This window comes from Winogradskyella ouciana (assembly GCF_965284585.1).
In the GTDB taxonomy this organism is placed as follows: domain Bacteria; phylum Bacteroidota; class Bacteroidia; order Flavobacteriales; family Flavobacteriaceae; genus Winogradskyella; species Winogradskyella ouciana.
Genome location: NZ_OZ260095.1, coordinates 493,088 through 516,810, shown reverse-complemented (window position 1 = coordinate 516,810; position 23,723 = coordinate 493,088). Strand labels below are relative to the sequence as shown.

The following is a 23,723-nucleotide window of genomic DNA, read 5'->3' as shown; positions in this document are numbered from 1 at the left end:
ATAAGCAATTTTGAATATTTATGAGTTGGTTTTTAGAGATAAATCGGGTATTAAATACCGAAAACGATATAGTAATATGTTAAGTGTTTTTTAAAAAGGATAGTTAATTCCAATGTTATAAACTGCGTTTCTAAAGTTGTAATCTTTAAACCAGCGTTCTCCTTCAGGCAGGGAAGGGTTATAAGTTTTAAAACCAGTATCGAAACGCAGAACAAAGAAATCAAAATCGTAACGAAGTCCAAAACCAGACCCTACAGCAATATCTTCTAAAGAGCTAAAACCTGTAAAGGTTGCTTCTTCATCTTCAACATTATCTAAAACATTCCATATGTTGCCAGCATCAACAAAAAGCGCACCTCTTAGATCTCCAAAAAGGCCAAAACGCTGTTCGGCACTTAAGTGAATTTTAAAGTTAGCTTCGTTAAATTCGTTGGTTGTTGTAGAACTTCCTGGGCCAAGATTATAAGCAGTCCAAGCTCTGTTGTCATTAGGTCCACCGGCAAAGAAACTTTCCGCAAATGGAATACTGTTAGAGTTACCATAAGGAATAGCAATACCTGCGTAGCTTCTAAAAGCAAATACGTTTTTACGACCTAAGTCAAAATACTTTACATAATCTACCTCAGTTTTAAAATACTGTGAAAAAGCTACGCCAAATACTTCATAATTTCCATTTTCATTTTTTGATGAGCCAAATACTTCAGATAGATTGGATAATAAATTTCCTGCGATTTCTATTCGCCATTTAAAAATTGAGAAATCGTTGTCAAATATATTTGCACGTTTATCTTTTTTATAGTCAAAACTAGAGGAGAAAATAAGGTTGTTTTCTGTTAATCGCTGTTTGCGTTCTTCTATATTATTTACAATTAAAAAATCATCATCGTTTGATGTTAAACTCGTGTTTCCTGCCAATACATCATCAATAAATTGATCTGCTGGAGAAAACCGATTAGGTAAACTATCATCTATCAAGCTTTCGTCATTACCAATGTAGTTAATACTTCTAGCAATACTATTTAACCTTCCAAAAGAATTTGAGTAAACACCAAAATAGTTACTTGTGTTTAAGTTTTTCACAAACTGAACATTAAACAATTCCAAAGTATTAGAAACTGTCGTAGAAGGTAACCAGTTATAACTTAAAAGCCCAGAAAGTGTTTGCTTATCTAATCCAATATTTTGTTGACCTGTTATAGAGAGGTTGATCGCTGTATTTGGCGACATATATTTAGGGATAATACTATCGGTATTAAAAGGGGTGAATAATCTCGGGATAGATAATCTCACATTACCACCAAACTCGTTAATGTCAAAAAAGGCGTCCTCATTATCATTTCCATCTTTAGATGCACCAATGGCTGCAATTCCACTTATCTCTAGAGTTTCAGCACCTCTAAAAATATTTCTGATTTTTAAACCGGGAGTTACTGAAAACCCAATAGTTTGAATATTACTTTGAGAAACATCTAAATCTAAACTTAAGCCATACTTTTTCTTGGGTTCTAAGTAAATATTTGCTGTTAATGTAGTATCATCTCTGTTTTCTACATACTCTATACTTGGATACCTAAACATTTGTAGGTCATTTAGGTATCTCGATGTTCTACTACGCGCTAGATCCGTGTAAATGTCTCCTTTATTAATAAAAATGGCATCGGTAAGTGCCTTGGGTCTAAACCTCAATTTCTCTTTACTATAAAGGTTGTAATCTTTGTAAGTAGTGGTGTCTGAAATAGCTTTAAACCTATTTTCAAAATTATCATCCGTAAAAATATTAACCTCTTTGATTTTATAAACTTTAAAGGGTTCTATTGATGTAGAATCATCGGTTCTAATACTGCGGTCTGCTATAATCAATTCTGTGTTTACCTTATGGTTTGTTCCAATGGTATCCGTTACAAACCTTATATAGTCTTGCCCAAAATAATAGAAGCCTGAATTACGTAGAAATGTATTGATACGCTCGCGTTCATTTTCAAAATTCTGCTCATCATATTGTTCTCCCTTCTTTAGTAATGATGCCTTACTGAATTTACCGTAGAGAGAATCTATTGCAGGACTGCTTATTATAGGTTTCAAAGAGTCTAAAAAGTACGGTTTGTTTTTAACAACTGTATAGGTTACTTCTGCTCTTTTGCTACTGTCTTTTTCTATCTGATAATTCACTTCATTGTCAAACCAACCCTTACTATAATAATACTTTCTGAGATTGGTAACTGTCTTTGCGGTTTTTTCTTCATTTAGTATTGTAGGAGCTTCTCCTGTACGTTTTAACCAACTGTTAAAGTTTTTACGCGATTGTATTTCTCGGTCAAATTGCTTCTTTGATAGTAAAGCGGTTTTCCAACGGACTTTAGAAGAATCACTCAATACTTTAGCTTGTAATATAGAATCAATGTTTGGCCGAGCTAAGTTATAGACATGAAGCCTCAACGGAAAACCAAAGAAGCTTTCCATCCCAAGATTTGTTCTTTGAATGATGATGTTGTTGACACGTTCTTCCTTATTAACCTTACCGTTTTCAATAATTGTGTTTTTAGTTATTAAATGTTCATCAGCCTTAACACGCTTTACAACATTACAAGAACTAAAAAATAAACAGGTGAAACAAAAAAACAATACACTATAAGTGGCCTTATGTTTTTTAATGAATTGTAACATGCGATGTAGCAGTCTCAATGGGTGTATTGTTTTTTGATATTGGATGTTATAAACAAAAATTAGTCCAAAAAGGTTTACTTTGTAATAACTCTAACAAATGTAAAGACATTTTAATGGTTACAAAGCATCAAATAAAGTTAATTAAAAGTTTAACCCAAAAAAAATATAGACAACAATTAGGGCTGTTTGCAGTCGAAGGGATAAAAGGGATTGAAGAATTTTTAAATTCAGATTTTAAGCTTCAGAATTTATATACTACCCAACCGATTTTTGACGCACCAAAACAGCTTGTTACTGATGTTTCTGAGGCAGAACTTAAAAAGATAAGTTCACTTAAAAACCCAAATACAGCTTTGGCAGTTTTTAATATTCCCAAGACTAAAGATATTGATAGGGAAGAACTAATAATTGCATTGGATGATGTAAGAGATCCAGGCAACTTAGGTACAATTATAAGACTTTGCGATTGGTATGGTGTTAAGGATTTGGTTTGCAGTGCCAATACAGTAGATTGTTACAATCCTAAAGTGGTGCAGGCAACAATGGGTTCATTGACACGTGTCAATATCACATATTTAAATCTCGAAGAATTTATGTCAGCAACTAATACTGATGTTTTTGGAACATTTATGAATGGGGAAAATATCTATAAAACTGAATTACCCAGTACAGGTATAGTAGTTTTGGGAAATGAAGCCAATGGTATTTCTGATTCAATTAAAGTAAAAGTAGATCGGCAACTTACCATACCTCAATATGGCGAAAGTAAAAATACAGAAAGCCTAAATGTTGCCAATGCAACGGCAATTGTATTAAGTGAATTTAGACGTCGTCTTATTGAAAAGTAAAGTTGATGAAAACACCTCTAGTTTGCATTTTTGCCACATTGCCTGTCCAAGGGCTATTTGGGTCTGCATCTCTCACGATTTCATCGTTAATGGCAAAAACGCCACGGATTGAAGGTGTAAATTTGAAATAGAGCAAATAAAGATCTATACCAAAACCAATCTCATAGAAATAGGTGCTTTTTTTCATTCTAAACTCACCAGCACTATTATCATCTGGATTATCTTGATTACTTGATAGGTTTAAAGCTGTGGAAAACCCTCCAATGATGAACGGCTTAAAATTGTTAATGCGCTTGGTTGAAATTTTTAATAATAACGGTACATGTATGTAGGTGGATTTCACCTCTCTTAGCAAATCAGAATCATTAAATTCCGTACCTGCAAAATAGCTTTCATCATACTGTAAATTTCTTGTGGTAAAGAAAACACCTGGTTCTAATCTAAGGTTGAGGTGATCATTAATACGCATATCTCCTATAAGACCTAAATGAAACCCAAAGGTTTTGTCAACCAAGATATCTTTTAAGTCTTGGTTGTAATTAAACTTAAAATCGTATTGATTAAAACCGAGAAAATAACCCCAAGACAAAAACTTTTGGTCTATGTTATCAATATTATTTGCAACCTTTTCTTTGGTAAATAATTGGGCCGACACATTTTGAAAGGCCAGTATTAGTGCAAGAAAGATTATGATTCTTTTCATATTATGCTTTAGATGCTGTGTAAATTGTTGCCACACCCATAGTTTGTGGCTTGTCTTCGACATTAATAAACCCAATTTTCCTTAAAATATTGTTCAGTGCTTCACCATATGGAAAAACTGAGGCAGATTCACTTAAATAGTTATAAGCAACTCTATCTTTTGAAAACAATTTACCAACCATTGGTAAAATTAGTCTACAATGAATGTTATAACCAAATTTATAAACAGGGTTTGTGGGTACAGATGTTTCTAGGATCACAAAAATACCATTGGGTTTTAAGACTCTTAAGATTTCAGCGAGTCCTTTCTCTAAATTTTCAAAATTCCTAACTCCAAAGGCAACAGTAATAGCATCAAAGGTATTGTCTTCAAACGGTAGATCTTCAGAATCTCCGATAACCATTGAGATAATGCCATCTAAGTTTTTGGACTTTATTTTTCGTCTGCCAACTTCTAACATACCATCGCTAATGTCTAATCCTATGATTTCTTTAGCATTTGTAGAGGTAAGGCTGATGGCCAAATCGCCAGTTCCGGTAGCGATATCCAGAATATTTTCTGGTTTGTTTTCAGAAACTAATTTAACGACTTTATTTCGCCATTTTACATCAATTCCAAAAGAAATAACTCGATTTAAGCCGTCATATTCTTTAGAAATTGTGTCAAACATTTCCGTTACCTGCTCTTTCTTGGAAGCATCACTATTCTTATATGGTTTTATCTTTTTGGCCATTAAAAATTTTTGGCAAAAGTACGTGATTTTTTTCACTTGAAAATTTAAAGACCAAATCCAAGAATTGAATTTATCAGTGCATTGCTTACCGAAGAAAAGCTGTAATTTAAATCCTTCTTAAGGAAAATTGTGATCTCTATAGAAGAAACAGATAAAAACTTCTAAGTCGCTATAACTTTAGCTTCACTTATAACTTCTTAGTATATTTGCATGTTTATTTTGAACATTTCGTAATGAAAATAATTATCGCAGGTGCAGGAGAAGTAGGATTTCATTTAGCAAAGCTATTGTCCTATGAGTCGCAAGAGATAACCCTTATCGATACCAAAAAAGATGGCTTGGCTTATGCAGGCGAGCATTTAGACATAAAAACCATAAAAGGGGATGCAACTTCCATCGCCATTTTAAGGGAAGCGCGTATAGAATCAGCAGCATTGTTTATTGCCGTAACGTCTTCTGAAACTACAAATATCACAGCTAGTGTACTGGCTAAACAGCTTGGTGCACAACGCACAATAGCCAGAATTTCTAATACTGAGTTTATTGATGAAAAAGAGACCATTGGTTTTTCTCAATTTGGAATAGATGAATTGATTTCACCAGAATCTTTAGCGGCTAAGGAAATAGAGTTGTTGTTAAACCAGTATGGATTTAATGACACCTATGAGTTTGAAGGTGGTGCACTTACCATGTTGGGATTGCGTTTATCGAGAACCGCAACTTTTGTTGGTAAAACTGTGAGGGAAGCTGCTGAAATATATCCTGAGTTGCATTTCATTCCTATTGCCATACAACGTTATGCTACTCAATATACCATTATCCCAAGAGGTGATACACAATTTAAGGAAGGTGATAAGGTGGTGTTTATGACCTCTAAAGGAGGTGATGCAGAATTGTTTGAATTATCAGGAAAAGTCAAAATGGGAATTAAAAACGTGATGATTCTTGGTGGTAGTAAAATTGGCTATAAGACAGCGAGAGATTTGTGCATGAGTAAATTCAACGTTAAACTGGTTGAAAGTAGAAAGCCTGTTGCTGAGGATCTTGCAGATCAATTGCCTAATGCATTGGTTATATGTGGTGATGGTAGAAATGTTGAAATACTCGAAGAGGAAAATATTTCGGATACAGATGCTTTTATTTCCGTAACCGGAAACTCTGAAACCAATATTATGTCCTGTCTTTTAGCAAAGTCTAAAGGTGTAAAGAAAACCATTGCTTTGGTTGAAAACATGGACTATTACCAATTGTCTCAATCCATAGGAATTGATACACTAATTAATAAAAAACTCTTAGCTGCCAATAATATTTTCAGATATATCAGAAAAGGTGAGGTTGTCGCCATGACCAAGCTTACAAACATGAATGCCGAACTATTGGAGTTTGTGGTAAAGCCAAATTCAAAAATTACTAATAAGACTATAAAGGATCTTAACTTTCCGAGGTCGGCTATTTTTGGTGGAGTTATAAGAAACGGAAACGGTATGATTCCTCTTGGAAGTTTTAAAATAGAGGCTGGCGATCGTGTAGTGGTATGTTGTTTGCCGCGCTCAATTTCTGAAGTTGAAGCCTTTTTCTCATAATTACTATTATGTATCGAATGCATCTTAACTATAAAATCATTTTCCATTTTTTTGGACTGCTACTGCTGTTCAATGGTGGTTTTATGATGCTAGCTACATTAATCAGCCTTATTTATAAAGATGGTGTTACTTTAAACTTGTTTCTAGCAGGTTTGTCAACCTTGTTGTTGGGTGCTATCGCAATGTATGGCACCAAGAAACACCGTAAAGAGATGAACAAGCGCGAAGGTTACATTGTTGTGGCCTTTGGTTGGGTAGTTATGTCCCTTACAGGCACCTTGCCCTATTTGGCAACGGAAGCCATTCCGTCGTTTACAGATGCTTTTTTTGAAACCATGTCTGGTTATACCACTACTGGAGCCAGTATAATAAATGATATTGAAATCTTGCCAGAAGGCATATTATTTTGGCGAAGCATGACACATTGGATTGGTGGTATGGGAATTATTGTACTGGCCATTGCCATTTTACCTTTGCTTGGCGTTGGTGGTATGCAGTTGTTTGCGGCTGAAGCACCAGGTCCTGGTGGTGATAAACTACATCCTAGAATTACAGATACAGCAAAGCGTTTATGGTTAATTTATTTTGGCTATACAGTGGCAGAAACTATTCTACTTCAAGTAGCAGGAATGTCCTTTTTCGATGCCATTAATCATGCAATGAGCACGTTATCCACTGGAGGTTTTTCAACAAAAAATTCCAGTATTGCGCATTGGAATGATAATCCTGCCATTCAATATATCATTATCTTTTTTATGTTTTTGGCAGGTACGAATTTTGTTTTGAGTTATTACCTCTTTAAGGGTAACGTAAAGAAAATTATTAAGGATGATGAGTTTAAACTCTATTTTAAGTTTATAGCGGCTTTCACTATAGTGGCAGTCCTTTTAATATATTTTAGAGCTGATGTTTCTCAATCGACTATAGCGCATCCAATGGTTTTAGGGGAAAGTGAAAGTTCTATAAGGCATGGACTATTTCAGGTTTTGGCTATTGTTACAACAACAGGTTTTGTAACTGCAGATTATACCATGTGGACACCATTTTTAACCGTGTTCTTTTTTGGCTTGATGTTTTTGGGAGGTTCTGCTGGTAGTACTTCGGGAGGTGTTAAAGTGGTAAGGCACCTTATTTTAATCAAAAACGGTTTTTTGGAATTTAAACGTGCACTACATCCTAATGCAATTTTGCCAGTAAGGTATAACACCAAATCCATTTCAAAAGACATTGTTTTTAATATTCTTGGGTTCTTTATTCTATATATGTTATCCTTTATAATTGGTGCTTTGGTCTTTTCTATGTTTCAAATAGACTTTACATCTGCAGTAGGACTTTCAGCTTCTAGTTTGGGTAATGTTGGGCCAGCTCTAGGTGATTTTGGACCTGTGAATAATTATGCAGCCTTACCTGTTTTAGGAAAATGGTGGGCTTCTTTTTTAATGCTTCTTGGACGTTTAGAATTATTTACAATTCTTATTTTATTGACTCCATTTTTCTGGCGAAACAGATAAAATTTTAATTTTTTTTGAGATTTTTTAAAATTTAGCTAGCCTATAATTCTACTACTATTTTTTGAGTTTGAGTACTTCAATCTATTGATATAGTTGAAACACAGAGTGTAACAAAATTAATTGTTATGCGTCATATTAGCGTAACCAATTAAAAATATCAATCATGGAATTAGTATTAAATCAAAAATTAGAAACAGTACCAGAACCCATTGAGGTGTCTCATTTTACAACCAATGGACTATTGAATTCTAATTACAAGTCAATTGTGAAGCTTAACTTCAGCAAGTCAACTCCAAAGTCTATATTCGGAATTAGACAACGTATCAAATCTTCACAATTACGCAAGGTAAACCATACAGCTGTAATTTTAAAGTTATCAGTGTTTGCCATCGCCTTAATAGCGCTGTTCTAAATAGAACTTCTATTCGAACTTTCTGAACTTTAACTGGCATTTTTTAATGCCTTTTATATCTACAGCAACATATAAGTTTTTTATGCTGCTCTAAACTTTATTTATCTAAAATCTAGAAATTATGGCTGGAACTTCAATGGTAATTAGCGTAAAGAATAATCTAAAATTGCTTTCTAAGCGTGACAGATTAAAGAACAGATTGGGTGGTTATAGTCTAGATAAAATAACAGAATATAATTTACCTAAAGCGACTGATAAGCAGCTTAATGCCATCGCAAAGCGTCTAAAAGAAGAGCGAAAAACTAGAATGACAAAGGTTGTTATAATTACAACAATTCTTTTTCTCGGTTTATTATGTGCTTTTCTTTACTCAAGCAATGGAATAGTTGAATTATTAACTTATTAATATCTCAAATATGCCGCTAGGAGAATCAATGATTAGCATTTTAAGGAGCAATAAGAATATAATGCTCGATAAATCTAAAAGATTTAGAAAGACACTCGGTGGCTATGATAAAAACGGTAAAACGGAACACAATTTACCAAAAGCCACACCAGAGCAGCTACAAGAGATAAGAAAAAGACTCAAAAGAGAGAATAGAATAATGTGGATTAAAACAGTTGTTTTATCGACTATAATAATAATCGCTTTGGTTTGGATGCTTTTTGCATCATAATAAAAAAGCTCTAACATAAAATTTACGTTAGAGCTTTTCTTTTAAAAAAGGCGATTGATGAATTTATACTAGCTTAACGCTGTTTTAATCCTTTTAATTGCCTCAATAATATGTTCTTGAGATGCTGCGTAAGAAATTCTTATACAATTAGGGTTACCAAAAGCTTCACCTGTTACTGTGGCGACAAGGGCTTCTTCCAATAAGAATAACGACATATCTGTAGCATTGTTTATGGTTTTTCCTTTGATGGTTTTTCCGAAATAAGCGGATACATTAGGGAATACATAAAAAGCACCTTCAGGCTCATTGGTCTCAAAGCCTTCTATGCCTTCCAATAAACCAAGAATGAGTTTACGACGTTCCTTAAACTCATCTACCATGTATTTGATGCGCGAAGGATCGGCTTCCAATGCTGTAATTACAGCACGCTGACCAATACAATTGGCACCACTGGTCACTTGGCCTTGCATTTTGTTGCAGGCTCTAGCAATCCATTCTGGAGCACCTATATAACCGATTCTCCAACCCGTCATGGCAAAAGCTTTAGAGACTCCGTTTACGGTAATGGTTCTATCGAACATATCATTAAACTGTGCCATACTAAAATGACCTCCAATAAAATTGATGTGCTCGTAGATTTCATCAGAAACCACATAGATGTTCGGGTGTTTTTGTAAAACATTGGCAAGTGCTCTTAATTCATCCTTACTGTAAATCGACCCACTTGGGTTACACGGTGAACTGTACCAAATCATTTTGGTTTTTGGTGTAATGGCAGCTTCGAGTTGCTCGGCTGTCATTTTAAAATCGTTCTTTATATCCGTTTGTACTTCAACCGGAACGCCTCCATTTAATTTTACAATATCGCTGTAGCTTACCCAGTACGGACAAGGTAAAATAACTTCGTCACCATCGTTTAGCATCACAGAGGCAATATTGAATAAAGACTGTTTAGCACCAGTAGAGACTACAATTTGAGATCTTTTGTATTCCAACTCATTATCACGCTTAAACTTAGTGATAATTGCATCCTTTAATTCTACATAACCATCAACAGGTGTATAGCTGTTATAGTTTTCGTTAACAGCATTAATAGCTGCTTCTTTAACAAAATCTGGAGTGTTAAAGTCGGGTTCTCCCAAACTTAATCCAATAATGTCTTTTCCCTCTGCTCTTAATTCTCTGGCTTTTGCAGCCATAGCAAGGGTTGCTGAAGTCGATAGATTGTTAATTCTATCCGAAAGTTGGTTCATGGTTGTAATAATAGAATTATGCTTATATCGCTGGTCGCATTCCCATTTCTTTTAAAAATCTGAAATGTGCAGCAACCGCTTTTCTTGTGGTTTCGTATTCTTTGTACGGCAGATTGAATTCTTTTGCGGTATCCTTCACAATTTTTGCAATTTTACCATAATGGATATGGCTAATATGCGGAAAGATATGATGCTCTACTTGATGATTTAAACCACCAGTGTACCAATTTACCAACCAATTTTTTGCTCCAAAGTTTACTGTAGTTTTTAATTGGTGTATTGCCCACGTGTTTTTCATAGTACCATCCTTTTCAGGTAAATGCATTTCGGCTTCGTCCATAACGTGTGCCAATTGAAACACAATACTCAGTATCAGTCCGGCAACATAGTGCATAATAAAGAACCCAATCAACACTTCGTACCAAGCTAAGTCAGTTAAGACAATTGGTAACACAATCCACATAGAAACATACAAAAGTTTTGATACTACTAATTTACTCCAATTAATCACTGGATTGGGTAATTTACCATAAGACAATTTACGTTTCATGTAGCGTTTCATTTGCTGAAAATCTGTAGTGATCGCCCAATTAATAGTTAATAGACCATACAATAAAACGGAATAATAATGCTGGAACCTATGATGTTTCCTCCATTCAGAATGTTCGGAAAAACGTAAAATTCTTCCAGCTTCTAAATCTTCATCATGCCCATGAATGTTAGTATAGGTGTGATGCAAAACGTTATGCTGAACTTTCCAGTTATAAACATTTCCTGCTAAAATATAAATACTACTACCCATTAAACGGTTAATCCATTCTTTGTTAGAAAAAGAACCATGATTACCATCGTGCATCACATTCATACCCACGCCAGCCATACCAATTCCCATAACAATGGTCAAAAGTATTTGTGCCCAAGTAGGAATATTTAAGGTGAGCAATAAAAAATAAGGTGCAAGAAATATGGCAAACATTACTATGGTTTTTAACCAAAGTTGCCAATTACCTGTGCGTTTTATGTTATTTTCCTTAAAGTAGTTGTTTACACGTTTGTTCAACGTTCTAAAGAACTTTGCTGAGTCAGCTCTTGAAAAGGATAAGGTTTGTTGTGTCATAAATAATAAAATTTAATATATAACGTATAGGGATTAAATACATTATAATTCGCCAAAGATAGTTAATATATAAAACGAAGCCTTAATGATTAAGGTTAAATTATCCACAATAAAATAATGTATTTTTGCAGAAATTTCAACTATGGATTTAATCCTAAAATATTTTCCAAACCTAACTGAGCTGCAAATAGCGCAGTTTGAGGCTTTAGAGCAATTATATAAAGATTGGAACTCTAAGATAAACGTAGTGTCTCGGAAAGATATTGATGAATTGTATCTAAGACACGTATTACATTCATTAGGTATAGCAAAAGTGATTAACTTCAGTGATGATTCTTCAATTTTAGATGTAGGTACTGGTGGTGGATTTCCAGGAGTACCTTTGGCAATTTTATTTCCTAATTGTCAATTTCACTTGGTAGATAGCATCAATAAAAAACTAAAAGTTATTAATGCAGTATGTGAAGCCATTGAATTAACCAATGTTAAGACAACACATAGTAGAGTAGAAGCGATTGATGAAACCTATGATTTTATAGTGAGTAGAGCTGTGACTGCGATGCCTGAGTTTACAAAATGGGTAAAAGGTAAAATAGCCAAACAGCAAAAAAATGAACTTAAAAATGGAATTCTCTATTTAAAAGGCGGTGATTTAACGGATGAATTAAAACAATATTCTACAGTTAAAGCATATTTGCTTTCAGATTATTTTGAAGAAGCCTTTTTTGAAACTAAAAAAGTAATTTACTTACCATTAAAGCATAAATAAAAAAAGCTCTTCATCTGAAGAGCTTTTTTTATGGTTGATTTTTGGTTTTTAGTTGGCTAAAAATTTAGTCGTAAATGTTTCGTTATTTTCAGCTCTAACATTCACAATATAAAATCCTGAAGTTAATTTAACAGGAATTGATGTTCTGCTACCTAATGTGGTTGTTGAATTAAATACCATTTTACCTGCAACATCAACAATACTTATATTAGCATTGGTATTTTTATTAGAAAGCAACACCAATTCATTGTCAATAGGATTTTTCTCTAGTTGAAAGGTCATTCTATCATTGCCCGAAACGCTTAATGGTGGAGTTAGTATTTCAACTAAGGCAAAATTAACATTATCCTCTGTTAATTGTACGTGTGGTTCGTTATCATCTGGTAAAAATGTATTGTCAAAAGGAGTGTCATTAGTTGTAGCACGACCTGCTAAATCTATACTGTGATGCCAGTTGATATCATCTCCTGTAGCCTCGTCTGTAATATCTAGCGCTAAAGCACTTACTGAAGGAATAAAACTAAATTTATCAATTTGTAATGCCGCTAAGAATTCTGCGGCAAGTCCACCGCCACCTCCTAAATCTCCTGTGAGGCCAGATAAATCAAACAAACCACCTGGTGCGGAATCGACTCCATCAAAATTTGTAGTGCCAGAACTTGCAGTGGATTCAACAACTATAAATGGAGGAAATACAGGCGCATAAAACCGACTGATTTGTTGTGCAGTACCTGCAGCAGGAGTCATATAAATTTCAACTTCTACATCAATAGGTCCAAAAGGACCATCGACAGGTATTGAAGTATCTACAATAGTAAATCCATTTGTAATTGGTGTAATACCATCAGCTGCTAAGTAAGTGCTTCCTATTCCGCTACCATTTATAATGGAAACATTTCTAGTGTTTTGCGGGAAACCATTAGATGTAAAAGAATTTATACTGGCTTCAAATGTTGTTCTAAACGGATGCGGTTGAGGTAATGTTAAGGCTGGGTCAAATTCTACCGTACTACCAGATTGTAGATGTGGTTCAAAATGATCTACAAGTAATTGACGTGCAGCAGGTGATTTAAGCAATGAATTAATCAATGGTTGAACTTCTGGAACGGGATTTAGATCATTAAATGCTAAATAATTCAATTGGTGCTGTAAACCAATTGGAACATTTGCTCCATGATGCGGTGAGTCGAATGAAATGTACAAACGCGTGTCTGCATCAAGGGTGTTGGCTTCCATGTAATTTAAAGCGTAGCGCGTTATGATGCCTCCCATACTTGGCCCAATAATTACATTTTCTTCTGGGCTGTTTGCTGTCTTTGCGGTATTAATTATATCCAAAAGCTCTACGAGTAACATTGCGTTACGTTCCATAAAATCAGCTCCTCCATCAACTGTGGCACCATCTGCTGTTCTTATATAAACAGGAAAATTTAATATAACTACATCAAACCCTTGCGCTCTAACTAAATCTGCTAGATTCTGAGTTCCTGAGCTGCCAGTGAAATCCAATAAACTATAAAGACCAGGAATATCCCTAGCGTCACCAGGGTCGAAACCATCTACAACAATGATAGGCTTATCTAGAATATTATCTGGACTTAGAAATATTTCATATTCACCTTCTCCAGGGTAATTTACTGCTTCGCCATAGGCTGATAAATCTGGTGTTATGCCTGATGTTAATGCGGTTTGCCCAAAAATTAAAACTGGTAAAAGCAATAAGATAGAAAAGTAGAGTTTTCTCATAGGAAGAGGAATTAATTAATTAAGATCGATAAGATACGAAGTTTAAGCGTTATTTTTATTTTTCCTACTATCATTTCTATGAAAAGCAAAAAAAATCCTTAAAAGTATAGCACTTCTAAGGATTTGTATTTCAGTTTGTTGTGATTCTTAACCTAAAAAAGGATATCTATAATCTGTAGGTGTAACAAAAGTTTCCTTTATTAATCTTGGTGATACCCAACGCAATAAGTTTTGAGCGCTACCAGCTTTATCATTTGTTCCAGAAGCTCTTGCGCCTCCAAATGGTTGTTGTCCTACAACGGCACCTGTTGGTTTGTCGTTGATATAGAAATTACCAGCTGAGTTTTGTAGCGCTTTAGCAGCCTCATCAATAGCATATCTATCCGTTGCTAAGATAGCTCCTGTAAGGGCATATTCACTCGTACCATCTACCACTTTTAGAGTTTCAGAAAATTTATCGTCTTCATAAACATAAATTGTGATGACAGGTCCAAATAATTCCGTACACATGGTTGTGTATTTAGGATCTGTAGTAACTATTACTGTTGGCTCAACAAAATATCCTTTGGATTTGTCATAGTTTCCGCCAGCAATAATTTCTGCATTACTATCGGCTTTTGCACCATCGATGTATTTAGCTAATTTATCAAAAGAGCCTTCATGGATTACCGCAGTAATAAAATTACTCATATCTTCAGGAGAGCCCATTTTAAAAGATTTTAAATCCTCTAAAAGATAATCTTTAACATCTCCCCAAATTCCTTTTGGGATATATGCTCTTGAAGCCGCACTACATTTTTGTCCTTGGAATTCAAATGCGCCTCTAGCAATTGCTGTTGCGACTTGCTTGGCATTTGCTGTTTTATGTGCAACGATAAAGTCCTTTCCTCCTGTTTCGCCAACAATTCTAGGATAAGTTTTATAATTATGGATATTGTTTCCAATTTGTTTCCAAAGTTCTTTAAACACATGTGTTGAACCCGTAAAATGTAATCCTGAAAAATCTGGACTAGCTAAAACCGTATTTGTAATCATCTCTGGATCACCGAAAACAACATTAATAACACCATCAGGTACACCAGCTTCTTTAAATACATCCATAATAACTTTTGCTGAATACACTTGGCTATCACTTGGTTTCCAAACCACAACATTACCCATTAATGCCATACAAGCTGGTAAGTTTCCGGCTATAGCTGTAAAGTTAAAAGGTGTTACAGCATATGTAAACCCTTCAAGCGGTCTGTATTCAACACGGTTCCATGCATCGCTTGTGCTTTCTGGCTGTTCCATGTAAATATCAGTCATAAACTGAACATTAAAACGTAAGAAGTCTATAAGCTCACAGGCGGCATCAATTTCAGCTTGATGTATAGTTTTAGATTGCGCAATCATAGTTGCTGCGTTAATCTTAGCTCTATATGGTCCGGCAATTAATTCTGCGGCTTTTAAGAAAATACCAGCTCGATGTTCCCAAGGCATTTGAGACCAAGATTTACGAGCTTCTAAAGCTGTAGCAATTGCTTCATCAATATGCTTTTGCTCAGCGATATGGTATTCGCCAACGATATGCTGATGATCGTGCGGAGGAGACATGGTTCTGGTATTGCCAGTTTTCACATCTTTTCCATTGATATATAGAGGAACTTCTACCTTGCTGTTAAACATCGATTTATAAGCTTCTGAAACAGCTTTGCGCTCTGGCGAACCAGGAGCATAAGACTTAACAGGCTCGTTAACAGCTATTGGTACATTAAAGAATCCTTTTCCCATGATATGTTTTGTTTTTTTAATTTGAATTTTGAAAGTGCAAAGTTACAATATTTATGAGATATTGTTAATTTCAAACGTTATAGTTCTGTGAAACTTACGAGCATTATTTTTTGTAAGTTGCTCCCTTAAATTTTTGAAGCCCTTTATGCTTAATAATGACGCTTTTATTATTGTACTGGCATATCCAGAAACCATTGTGCCTCATGCTAAAGAACGGTACTCTAAGTTTTTACGCTTTGCCTTCATAGGTAGTAAAAAACATGTTAGAGCAGGTCACGCAGCATTGGTTTTAATACATAAAAGCTCAGGTGTTTTAGAGTATTTCGACTTTGGGAGATATATAACTATAGAACCCAACGGAAGAGTGAGAGGAAGAGAGACTGATTTTGAGCTGAATCTCCCAATCGTTGCAAATATTAAGAATGATACCGTACAAAATTTAGATGAAATACTGAAGTTTTTGGCTACGCATCCTAAATTAACCCATGGTGAAGGCACTATGTACGCTTCAGTTTGTAATGCAGTTAATTATAATTTAGCACGGGACTATATCGATAAGATGCAAAACAAAGGCTTTATAAGATATGGTGCTTTTATTAAAGATGCGACTAACTGCGCACGTTTTGTTACGAACACCTTAATTGAGAGTGTAACAAATGATAGCATTAAGAAAAAGCTCATAAAATCTAAGAGCTTTACACCAAGTACTATTGGAAACGTTGTTATTTCTGATACAGAGAATTTTGTTTACTCAGTTTCTGACAATGGTGAAATCAATGAATTTGATTCTACCGTACGTAAGCAAAACCGAAAACTATTTTTGGATATTCTAAAAGATTACAACCCAAGTTTAGAAGGAAAAATTTTGCCAAAATATAATGATGAAAAAAAAGATCATGCACAATGGTTAGGAGGATTAGGAACAGGTGCTTGGTTTGAACTTTACGACGTTAGAAGTAAATCTGACTATCGCTTTAGACGAATTTCACCTTATGGGAACGTGGATTGCGATGGCATCTATAAAGTGAATGACACAAGTTTTGATATCAGTTCAGAGTATCAATTTTTATATAACTCTAACTGCTTATTTTTTCATGTTGAGCAGGATTCTAAAACTTATCGTTTTGATTTTATAAAAGACTTCAAAAAATAAAATATAATTGTCATATCGACTGAGTGAAGTGCGAAGCACAATAAATTAAATTGATGATTATTTAAGAGATTCCTGAATACTTCGGAATGATATAACCTAATTAAGTGCGAAAGGCGCGCTTAATTTAAACGTAGGAATGTAAACTTTAAATTTACTGGCCTTAGTAAAGTTAACCATGTTGTAATGCCCTTGCATGGCACCAAAAGGTGATGTTAAAAGACACCCGGAATTGTAAGTATGAGATTCCCCTGGTTTTAACACAGGCTTTTTACCAATAACACCTTCGCCTTCAATAATCTCTTCCTTATTGAGCGCGTCTAGTATTTTCCAATGTCTTGAATTGAGCTGTACGGAATCTTTACTTTGGTTTTCAATAGTTACTTTATAACCAAAAGCGAAGTGCACTTTATAATTTTTATAAAATGTACCTTCAAAATTGGTTTCGACAGAAATTTTTATGCCGCTTGTAACTTGTTGTACCATGAACTTTAAGAAAAGAGTATGCTAAAATAGCATAATTTTTGAATGATAGCGCAATTTTTACGTTAAGTTGTGACTGATTTTAACATTTTTTCCGAAACAAATGTTTCTAGCGTTTCAAAAAAGTTATAAATATCTTCTTTCTCTAAGAGACTGTTTATAGTTACCATCCTTACAAATTCTATATTGTTAAAATTTCCGAAGCCCACCATGAGTTCAGAATTTTTATAAAGTGCAGTACAAAGTTCATTGGCTGGGACGCCCTTATAATTAAAGCATATGGATATAGAATCATCAAAGCTGTAAAGCGTATAGTCATCGTTATTGTTGATATAATCTCTTGCTATTTGTGCCATTTCAAACTGTTTATCAACAATTTTTTCTAAACCTTTTGTTCCAACGGATTTCCATAGCGTCCAGATTTTTAAAGCATCATTGCGTCGTCCACATTGTAAAGATGTTTTACCAAGATTAAAATCGTCACTATCAGTTTGGTACAGATAATCAGCTTCGTTAGAAAATGAATGGTGCAATTGCGCTTTGTGTTGGGTTATAATTATTGAACACGTCAAAGGTGTACCCAACATTTTATGTGCATTTACACTAAATGAATTTGAAAGCTCTAGGCCTTTTATAAGGTGTTTATGCTTTTTGCTAAAAATCACTCCTCCGCAATAGGCTCCATCAACATGTAACCATAGCTTATGTTTTTTACAAACTTTACTAATAGCTATGATATCGTCAAATGCTCCTAAAACAGTTGTGCCAGCAGTAGCATTGACAAAGAAAGGTTGGTAACCATCTGCTATATCTTTCAAAATAAGTTCTTCTAAATGCTCAGAAAGCATTTCGCCTTTTTCATTAGTGTTTACCTGTCTAACCTGATTTCTTCCGATACCTGTTAAAGCTGCATTTTTAGATATTGAATAATGTGAAGCCGCTGAGGTATACAATGTCATTTTAGATGAAAGTCCTTCCGCTCTAATTGCTTCATTTTTGGCATCTCTTGCCATTATCAATGCCATCATATTGCTCATGGACCCACCTGGTGCAAATGTACCGTCGCTGCTATCATTATATCCAGCAAGTTTAGCTACTTCTTTTAGAACTTGTTTTTCTATACCAACTTGAGGGCCAGCAACCTTGTACGTGTACATACTGTTGTTAAGTATTACAGCGAGTAAATCTCCCAAAGTAGCCTTGTCAATTCTGCCACCGAATAATTGATTGAAAAAAGATTTTGAAGCTGTTTTTGGGGTGCTTTTAATTATCTCTTTCAGCGTTTCTTTTAAATCATTATCAATTATACCTTCTGTGTTTAATGATAAATCTAATTCTTGATATAATTCTGAAGTGGGTATGGGTTCAGCAACTGGCTTATTAATTTCTAATTTAAAAAGCTCATCGCACAGTTCTGAAAATAAGGCAACATCGTTTTGCATTCTAAAAAATAAATTTTGGTGTGAAGGTAAAAAGAAATTTAGTCTATAAAGAGAAAATTCCTTACAGTCTTAATTAGAAATATCAACGGAAGTGGCTTCACCATAGCCGATTAGCTTATCAAAACGTGCTCCCAAATCCCTGTAATAAACCAAGACTTTGTAATTGTTTTCGGTTTGCCAATAATTGCCACTGATGGCACCTTCATCAAGTTCACCTGTATCTTTATCCACAACTACATATTTATAGTTGTAGAAACCTTGTTTAAGGCGAAAACTTACTTCGTATTTACCAATTTCTGGATTATATTCCATTTTGGTCAACGGTTCAATGGCAAAAGCATTAAAATTGCCATACACATGTATGTCCTTATCCTTTAATTCTTCATTTAATAAGGAAAAATGAACCATGGTATAATCGGCTTCAATATCAGTGTTTAAACGTTCGGCTGCAGTAACTTGAAAATTTCCGTTGAGATCGGGATTGTATGTATAAGGTCGTCCTGCTCTAGCTATATTCGGGTAAAGATAACTCTGATAAATGTCTTTTAAATCAATAAACTGAACACCAACATTAGAGGTTCTAACATCTTTGTTTTCAAACCATAAATATTCATTGCCTCCCCAAAATGCGGATTCAGTATCATACTTATAAATAAGTTCATTGCCAAGTGTGTACTGAGGTTTTAAATCAGAAATAGAGGTATTCAAATTATTATTCTGAATAATAAGTGTTTTAATCGTTTCTAGCGGATTGTTAAAATTAATACTGTTGGTGGCAACGACAAGATCCACGGATTGTTTTTCGTCAATTACAGTTACATCTCTAGATCGTTTGACGCGTACACCGACATTTACCAAATCTTCATAGATCATAAACTTTCTACTGAACATCAACTCATCATATTCATCATATATGGAAATCATATAATTGCCACTTTTCAATAAGCCACGCGTTTGTATGTTTGGAATTTGCAATTTATAATGCGAATAAACTTGGTAGGTGTTAAATGAATTATAGTATTCCATAATCCGTTGGTTGTCCAAACCTCTTAGGTACTCGGCTTTAGCTAAAACAGAAGGTGTCCAATCAAAATTAAAATGCTCAATAACATAATAGAAATCCTCCTCATTTGCGTTTAACGCATCAAACTCCAAAACCAAAGGTTCGCCCAATTTTAAAATGGGCAACTGGCCTTGGGTAGTGTTGCTTTTAAATTTTATGGTTTTTATAAAATCAGGTGGGCTAACTTCTACAGCTTGAGAAAGTAATAGTGTTGGAAACAACAAAAGCAATAAAATGCTATATAGATTCTTTGTCATTATTCGTTTGTAATACATGAGGCATAAAGATAATCAAATTCTGTGCCTTTGTAGTAGTACCTTATTTAAAATGATTATAAATAAAAATGTTGACTTTAAATTGAAAATATATTTACTCATTAATTCGTAAATTTGCACGGATTTTTAGATAACTAATCTTTAAGTATATGTCAAAAGACATCAGAATTAAAAAAGGTTTAGATATAAAGTTAGTCGGCGAAGCCGAGAAGACTACAGAGAACGCTATAATTAGTAATTTCTATTCTATCAGGCCTGAAGATTTCCACAGTATTATTCCAAAACTTGTTGCAAAAGAAGGTACGCGTGTTAAGGCAGGTGAGACATTGTTTTACAATAAGGATAATGAAGAGATGAAGTTTGTGTCGCCAGTATCTGGTGAGGTAACTGAAGTACAACGTGGACCAAGACGTCGTATAGACGCTATAAAAATTACTGCTGATAAAGAACAATCCTATGTAGATCATGGTAAGTTTGATTTATCTTCAGATGCAGACAAAATCAAGGCACATTTATTAGCTTCTGGTTGTTGGGCTTTCATTAAACAACGTCCTTATGATGTTGTTGCAAAGGCTGATAGCGAGCCAAAAGCCATTTTTATTTCGGGCTATGCCAGCGCACCTCTAGCAGCAGACTTAGATTATACATTGGCTGGTAAGGAAGCGGAATTGCAAACAGCGGTCACTGCATTATCTAAATTAACAGAAGGTGGAGTGCATATCTCTATAGGGAGTTCCAACTCTCCTTTGGCTAATTTGGATAACACAATTACCCATAATGTTTCTGGACCACATCCTTCTGGTAACGTAGGAACTTTAATCAATAAAGTAAACCCAATCAATAAGGGTGAAGTTGTTTGGACAGTAAACGCACAAGATCTAGTGATTATCGGTGAGCTTTTGCTCACAGGGAAATTCAATGCAGAGCGTGTAGTTGCCCTAGCAGGTTCATCTGTTAAAAAACCAAGATATTTTAGAACCAAGATTGGTTCTGAGGTGGCTACCATGGTTTACGATAATGGTGTTGATAAAGACGGTAATGACAGAATTATTTCTGGTAATGTTTTATCAGGAAAGAAGGTGGCACCAGATGGTAGCTTAGATTATTACAGTAATGTTATAACTGTAATTCCTGAAGGTGACGATTACGAGTTTTTTGGATGGAATAAGCCTGTTTTTGATAAAGTGTCTACTTCAAGAGCTCTAACATTCTCGTGGTTAAATCCGAAGAAAAAATATGACTTAGATACTAACACTAATGGCGAACATCGTGCCTTTGTTGTAACTGGTAGTTATGAAGAAGTTTTTCCATTGGATATCTATCCGATGCAAATTTTAAAAGCTTGTATGTACCAAGATCTAGATGAAATGGAGGCTTTAGGAATGTATGAGGTTGCACCAGAAGATTTCGCTTTAACAGAATTTATATGTGTATCTAAACAACCACATCAGAAAATAATAAGAGAAGGTTTAGACTTAATGCTTAAAGAGATAGGATAATGGGTTTAAAAAATAAATTACATAATTTTAAAGAAAAAAATAAAGATAAGAAGTGGCTGCCAGGTTTTAACGCCCTCTTTACTTTTTTATATACTCCAAACGAGACCACTCATGGTGGAACACACATAAAAGCTGCAGATGACCTAAAGCGTACAATGAATACGGTCATACTTGCATTGGTGCCATGTTTAATTTTTGGAATGTTTAACGCTGGGTATCAGCATTACTTGGCTTTAGGTGAAATAGAATCTGCAAATGGTTTTTTGGGTGCATCTTTTTGGACCTTAGATAATCTTTGGATTGGTGCTTTAACAGTATTGCCTCTAGTAGCAGTATCTTATGGAGTTGGTCTTGCAGTAGAATTTATTTTTGCTGTAATAAAAGGTCACGAAGTTGAAGAAGGCTATTTGGTAACAGGTATGTTAGTGCCATTAATTGTACCGGTCGATATTCCACTTTGGATGCTAGCGGTCGCTGTTATTTTTGGTGTTGTTATCGGAAAGGAAGTATTTGGTGGTACTGGGATGAATATTCTTAATCCAGCATTAACCATTAGAGCATTTTTGTTCTTTGCTTATCCAACTTGGATGTCTGGAGATAAAGTATGGGTACACGGTGCAGTAGAAAGAGATCAAGCAATTGCAGCTGGTCAAAATTTAGATGCTATTTCTGGTGAAACATTGTTAGGTGCTTATGCTCAAAATAGCTCTTTAGCAGGTATTGATTATTGGGATATGTTTTGGGGAATTATTCCAGGATCGGTCGGTGAAACTTCTAAGTTCTTAATAATAATCGGAGCCTTATTCTTAATTTTTACTAAAATAGGAAGCTGGAGAATTATGTTAAGTACGGTTATAGGTGCTTTGGTAATGGGATTGATATTCAATGGTGTTGTAGACGCAGGTTGGATTGGAGATACAAGTAAGTTTTATGGATTAATGAGTGTTCCTTTTTGGCAGCACTTAATAATTGGAAGTATCTTATTTGGTGCAGTTTATATGGCAACAGATCCTGTAACAGCTGCGCAAACCAATAAGGGAAAATGGATTTATGGATTCTTAATTGGTTTTATATCAATAATGATACGTGTATTTAACCCAGCATATCCAGAAGGAGTATTTTTAGCGATATTATTAATGAACGTTTTTGCACCAACAATCGATCATTATGTAGTTCAGGCTAATGTTAAGAAAAGAATGAAACGTATAAAAGTTAAAACAGCATAACTATGGCAGTTAATACAGATAAAAATTCATATACGGTCATATTTGCCGTTGGTATGGTAATCGTTGTTGGCGTTATCTTGGCTGGTTTATTCAGCTATACAAAACCCATGATTACTCAGAATGAAGAGATAGAGAAGCAACAGAACATTCTCTATGCAATGGGAGTTAATGAAAATGACGAGTCAAGTGCAGTATTTGTATCACCAGATGTGGCGCCAGACGAGTTTGAAAAGTTTGTAAAAGAACAAATTGTAATTACCGTTGATGCTTCAGGCAAGGTGGTAAAGACGCAAACTAGAGAAGAGTTTATGGCAGAAAACAATAAGGAGCCATACCTTATCGATATTAAAAAGCAAAAGTCCAATGCTAAGTCTGGTGAGAACAGACAACTACCATTGTTCGTGGGTGAGCGTGAAGGAAAAACATATTACGTAGCACCTATTTATGGTAAAGGACTTTGGGATGCGATTTGGGGCTATATTGCCCTAGATGAAAACATGGTGGTACAAGGAGCTTATTTTGACCACAAGGGTGAAACTCCTGGGCTTGGTGCCAATATTAAACAACGCTACTTTATGGATGATTTCTATGGTGAACACCTATTGTCTGAAGCTGGTGTGTTTAAAGGTATTACCGTAGCTAAAGGAAATGCAGACCCTAAAAATGAAGATAAAACAGATAATGAGGTGGATGCTATTGCAGGTGCAACGATTACTGGTGATGGTGTTACAGCAATGATCAAGCAAGATTTAAAGCTGTACAAACCTTATTTTGATACTTTAAAAACTAATTAATC

At 34.8% G+C, this 23,723-nt stretch carries 21 protein-coding genes; 11 read left to right on the top strand and 10 right to left on the bottom strand.

All coding sequences use genetic code 11. The features are described 5' to 3' along the window. Window positions 1-90 precede the first annotated feature (90 nt). A complete protein-coding gene (locus ACQ65V_RS02355; protein WP_430466721.1) occupies window positions 91-2,664 on the bottom strand; it encodes a BamA/TamA family outer membrane protein in 2,574 nt (857 codons plus the stop codon). A gap of 113 nt (window positions 2,665-2,777) precedes the next feature. Here ACQ65V_RS02355 and ACQ65V_RS02350 point away from each other — a divergent pair, with 113 nt between their 5' ends. Then, window positions 2,778-3,512: a TrmH family RNA methyltransferase gene (locus tag ACQ65V_RS02350; protein ID WP_430466720.1), complete on the top strand. Its 735-nt coding sequence runs from the start codon at window positions 2,778-2,780 to the stop codon at window positions 3,510-3,512. On the opposite strand, the gene ACQ65V_RS02345 is transcribed toward ACQ65V_RS02350, so the two are convergent. Together ACQ65V_RS02345 and ubiE are read right to left on the bottom strand one after the other, a co-directional pair. Continuing rightward, window positions 3,499-4,215: a porin family protein gene (locus ACQ65V_RS02345; protein ID WP_155088388.1), complete on the bottom strand. Its 717-nt coding sequence runs from the start codon at window positions 4,213-4,215 to the stop codon at window positions 3,499-3,501. The two genes, ACQ65V_RS02350 and ACQ65V_RS02345, sit on opposite strands and share 14 nt — an antisense overlap. Window position 4,216: 1 nt before the next feature. Continuing rightward, complete coding sequence (gene ubiE / locus ACQ65V_RS02340) at window positions 4,217-4,948, bottom strand: bifunctional demethylmenaquinone methyltransferase/2-methoxy-6-polyprenyl-1,4-benzoquinol methylase UbiE (protein WP_430466719.1); 732 nt, start codon at window positions 4,946-4,948, stop codon at window positions 4,217-4,219. Between the two features lie 233 nt (window positions 4,949-5,181). On the opposite strand from ubiE, the gene trkA reads away from it, so the two are divergent. From trkA to ACQ65V_RS02315, 5 genes are all read left to right on the top strand, one after another. After that, on the top strand, window positions 5,182-6,531 hold the full coding sequence (trkA, locus tag ACQ65V_RS02335; RefSeq protein WP_155088390.1) for a Trk system potassium transporter TrkA: 1,350 nt from the start codon (window positions 5,182-5,184) through the stop codon (window positions 6,529-6,531). Between the two features lie 17 nt (window positions 6,532-6,548). Further along, window positions 6,549-8,042 (top strand): TrkH family potassium uptake protein, encoded by a 1,494-nt coding sequence (locus tag ACQ65V_RS02330; RefSeq protein WP_430466718.1) that lies wholly within the window; start codon window positions 6,549-6,551, stop codon window positions 8,040-8,042. A 163-nt stretch (window positions 8,043-8,205) separates the two neighbouring features. Further along, on the top strand, window positions 8,206-8,454 hold the full coding sequence (locus ACQ65V_RS02325; protein ID WP_430466717.1) for a hypothetical protein: 249 nt from the start codon (window positions 8,206-8,208) through the stop codon (window positions 8,452-8,454). Between the two features lie 121 nt (window positions 8,455-8,575). After that, window positions 8,576-8,860, top strand: coding sequence for a hypothetical protein (locus tag ACQ65V_RS02320; RefSeq protein ID WP_430466716.1), 285 nt, complete (start codon window positions 8,576-8,578; stop codon window positions 8,858-8,860). Window positions 8,861-8,870: 10 nt separating this feature from the next. Then, a complete protein-coding gene (locus ACQ65V_RS02315; protein ID WP_430466715.1) occupies window positions 8,871-9,131 on the top strand; it encodes a hypothetical protein in 261 nt (86 codons plus the stop codon). A 68-nt stretch (window positions 9,132-9,199) separates the two neighbouring features. On the opposite strand, the gene ACQ65V_RS02310 is transcribed toward ACQ65V_RS02315, so the two are convergent. Beyond that, on the bottom strand, window positions 9,200-10,384 hold the full coding sequence (locus ACQ65V_RS02310) for a pyridoxal phosphate-dependent aminotransferase (protein WP_430466714.1): 1,185 nt from the start codon (window positions 10,382-10,384) through the stop codon (window positions 9,200-9,202). A gap of 22 nt (window positions 10,385-10,406) precedes the next feature. Then, a complete protein-coding gene (locus ACQ65V_RS02305) occupies window positions 10,407-11,501 on the bottom strand; it encodes a fatty acid desaturase family protein (RefSeq protein ID WP_155088395.1) in 1,095 nt (364 codons plus the stop codon). 142 nt (window positions 11,502-11,643) lie between these two features. Between ACQ65V_RS02305 and rsmG the strand changes: the two genes are divergently transcribed. Then, entirely contained in the window at window positions 11,644-12,270 is a 627-nt protein-coding gene (gene rsmG, locus ACQ65V_RS02300) for a 16S rRNA (guanine(527)-N(7))-methyltransferase RsmG (RefSeq protein WP_430466713.1), read from the top strand. Between the two features lie 48 nt (window positions 12,271-12,318). Here the strand turns inward: rsmG and ACQ65V_RS02295 are convergent, their stop codons facing one another. Both ACQ65V_RS02295 and pruA read right to left on the bottom strand, forming a co-directional pair. Next, a complete protein-coding gene (locus tag ACQ65V_RS02295; RefSeq protein ID WP_430466712.1) occupies window positions 12,319-14,016 on the bottom strand; it encodes a T9SS type A sorting domain-containing protein in 1,698 nt (565 codons plus the stop codon). Window positions 14,017-14,163: 147 nt separating this feature from the next. Next, a complete protein-coding gene (pruA, locus tag ACQ65V_RS02290) occupies window positions 14,164-15,789 on the bottom strand; it encodes an L-glutamate gamma-semialdehyde dehydrogenase (protein WP_430466711.1) in 1,626 nt (541 codons plus the stop codon). Between the two features lie 145 nt (window positions 15,790-15,934). Between pruA and ACQ65V_RS02285 the strand changes: the two genes are divergently transcribed. Beyond that, a complete protein-coding gene (locus ACQ65V_RS02285; RefSeq protein ID WP_430466710.1) occupies window positions 15,935-16,942 on the top strand; it encodes a DUF6695 family protein in 1,008 nt (335 codons plus the stop codon). Window positions 16,943-17,038: 96 nt separating this feature from the next. Here ACQ65V_RS02285 and apaG read toward each other — a convergent pair whose 3' ends face one another. From apaG to ACQ65V_RS02270, 3 genes are all read right to left on the bottom strand, one after another. Beyond that, window positions 17,039-17,425 carry a Co2+/Mg2+ efflux protein ApaG gene (gene apaG / locus ACQ65V_RS02280; RefSeq protein ID WP_155088400.1) on the bottom strand — a complete coding sequence of 129 codons (387 nt, stop codon included), beginning with the start codon at window positions 17,423-17,425 and terminating at the stop codon, window positions 17,039-17,041. 62 nt (window positions 17,426-17,487) lie between these two features. Further along, entirely contained in the window at window positions 17,488-18,864 is a 1,377-nt protein-coding gene (locus ACQ65V_RS02275; protein WP_430466709.1) for a pyridoxal phosphate-dependent decarboxylase family protein, read from the bottom strand. A gap of 69 nt (window positions 18,865-18,933) precedes the next feature. Continuing rightward, window positions 18,934-20,184, bottom strand: coding sequence for a DUF5103 domain-containing protein (locus ACQ65V_RS02270; protein ID WP_430466708.1), 1,251 nt, complete (start codon window positions 20,182-20,184; stop codon window positions 18,934-18,936). A gap of 167 nt (window positions 20,185-20,351) precedes the next feature. Here ACQ65V_RS02270 and ACQ65V_RS02265 point away from each other — a divergent pair, with 167 nt between their 5' ends. The 3 genes from ACQ65V_RS02265 to ACQ65V_RS02255 are packed head-to-tail and all read left to right on the top strand — an operon-like array spanning window position 20,352 to window position 23,721. Beyond that, window positions 20,352-21,701 carry a Na(+)-translocating NADH-quinone reductase subunit A gene (locus ACQ65V_RS02265; protein ID WP_430466707.1) on the top strand — a complete coding sequence of 450 codons (1,350 nt, stop codon included), beginning with the start codon at window positions 20,352-20,354 and terminating at the stop codon, window positions 21,699-21,701. After that, window positions 21,701-22,927, top strand: a complete 1,227-nt coding sequence (locus ACQ65V_RS02260; RefSeq protein WP_155088404.1) for an NADH:ubiquinone reductase (Na(+)-transporting) subunit B — start codon at window positions 21,701-21,703, stop codon at window positions 22,925-22,927. Before ACQ65V_RS02265 ends, ACQ65V_RS02260 begins: the two co-directional genes overlap by 1 nt. 2 nt (window positions 22,928-22,929) lie before the next feature. Then, the gene (locus ACQ65V_RS02255) at window positions 22,930-23,721 is read left to right on the top strand and encodes a Na(+)-translocating NADH-quinone reductase subunit C (RefSeq protein ID WP_155088405.1); all 792 of its coding nucleotides are present in this window, start codon (window positions 22,930-22,932) and stop codon (window positions 23,719-23,721) included. Window positions 23,722-23,723 lie beyond the last annotated feature (2 nt).

Excerpts from the sequence above, each read along its gene's own strand:
- ACQ65V_RS02355 (WP_430466721.1), bottom strand. The coding sequence starts at position 2,664 with ATGTTACAATTCATTAAAAAACATAAGGCCACTTATAGTGTATTGTTT.
- ACQ65V_RS02350 (WP_430466720.1), top strand. The coding sequence starts at position 2,778 with ATGGTTACAAAGCATCAAATAAAGTTAATTAAAAGTTTAACCCAAAAA.
- ACQ65V_RS02345 (WP_155088388.1), bottom strand. The coding sequence starts at position 4,215 with ATGAAAAGAATCATAATCTTTCTTGCACTAATACTGGCCTTTCAAAAT.
- ubiE (WP_430466719.1), bottom strand. The coding sequence starts at position 4,948 with ATGGCCAAAAAGATAAAACCATATAAGAATAGTGATGCTTCCAAGAAA.
- trkA (WP_155088390.1), top strand. The coding sequence starts at position 5,182 with ATGAAAATAATTATCGCAGGTGCAGGAGAAGTAGGATTTCATTTAGCA.
- ACQ65V_RS02330 (WP_430466718.1), top strand. The coding sequence starts at position 6,549 with ATGCATCTTAACTATAAAATCATTTTCCATTTTTTTGGACTGCTACTG.
- ACQ65V_RS02325 (WP_430466717.1), top strand. The coding sequence starts at position 8,206 with ATGGAATTAGTATTAAATCAAAAATTAGAAACAGTACCAGAACCCATT.
- ACQ65V_RS02320 (WP_430466716.1), top strand. The coding sequence starts at position 8,576 with ATGGCTGGAACTTCAATGGTAATTAGCGTAAAGAATAATCTAAAATTG.
- ACQ65V_RS02315 (WP_430466715.1), top strand. The coding sequence starts at position 8,871 with ATGCCGCTAGGAGAATCAATGATTAGCATTTTAAGGAGCAATAAGAAT.
- ACQ65V_RS02310 (WP_430466714.1), bottom strand. The coding sequence starts at position 10,384 with ATGAACCAACTTTCGGATAGAATTAACAATCTATCGACTTCAGCAACC.
- ACQ65V_RS02305 (WP_155088395.1), bottom strand. The coding sequence starts at position 11,501 with ATGACACAACAAACCTTATCCTTTTCAAGAGCTGACTCAGCAAAGTTC.
- rsmG (WP_430466713.1), top strand. The coding sequence starts at position 11,644 with ATGGATTTAATCCTAAAATATTTTCCAAACCTAACTGAGCTGCAAATA.
- ACQ65V_RS02295 (WP_430466712.1), bottom strand. The coding sequence starts at position 14,016 with ATGAGAAAACTCTACTTTTCTATCTTATTGCTTTTACCAGTTTTAATT.
- pruA (WP_430466711.1), bottom strand. The coding sequence starts at position 15,789 with ATGGGAAAAGGATTCTTTAATGTACCAATAGCTGTTAACGAGCCTGTT.
- ACQ65V_RS02285 (WP_430466710.1), top strand. The coding sequence starts at position 15,935 with ATGCTTAATAATGACGCTTTTATTATTGTACTGGCATATCCAGAAACC.
- apaG (WP_155088400.1), bottom strand. The coding sequence starts at position 17,425 with ATGGTACAACAAGTTACAAGCGGCATAAAAATTTCTGTCGAAACCAAT.
- ACQ65V_RS02275 (WP_430466709.1), bottom strand. The coding sequence starts at position 18,864 with ATGCAAAACGATGTTGCCTTATTTTCAGAACTGTGCGATGAGCTTTTT.
- ACQ65V_RS02270 (WP_430466708.1), bottom strand. The coding sequence starts at position 20,184 with ATGACAAAGAATCTATATAGCATTTTATTGCTTTTGTTGTTTCCAACA.
- ACQ65V_RS02265 (WP_430466707.1), top strand. The coding sequence starts at position 20,352 with ATGTCAAAAGACATCAGAATTAAAAAAGGTTTAGATATAAAGTTAGTC.
- ACQ65V_RS02260 (WP_155088404.1), top strand. The coding sequence starts at position 21,701 with ATGGGTTTAAAAAATAAATTACATAATTTTAAAGAAAAAAATAAAGAT.
- ACQ65V_RS02255 (WP_155088405.1), top strand. The coding sequence starts at position 22,930 with ATGGCAGTTAATACAGATAAAAATTCATATACGGTCATATTTGCCGTT.